1 protein-coding gene is annotated in these 234 nt (G+C 38.9%); it reads left to right on the plus strand.

The window, feature by feature from the left end; translation table 11 throughout:
* Positions 1 to 234: reverse transcriptase domain-containing protein (locus DXA60_RS19850; protein WP_243006965.1), on the plus strand; the 234-nt coding region annotated here is incomplete at both ends.

The raw sequence follows: 234 nt of genomic DNA on the forward strand, positions 1-234 counted from the left end.
CATCTCTATTATTAGAAAATATCTTGTTAGTGGAATCATGATTGACAACGAATACGAGGATTCTATTGTGGGTACACCACAAGGAGGAAACCTCTCGCCACTATTGGCAAATATCATGTTAAATGAACTTGATAAGGAAATGGAGAAGCGAGGGCTTAACTTTGTACGATATGCGGATGACTGTATCATTATGGTCGGAAGCGAAATGTCTGCCAATCGTGTAATGAGAAACAT

This window comes from Roseburia sp. OF03-24 (assembly GCF_003463035.1).
Lineage (GTDB): Bacteria > Bacillota > Clostridia > Lachnospirales > Lachnospiraceae > Roseburia > Roseburia rectibacter.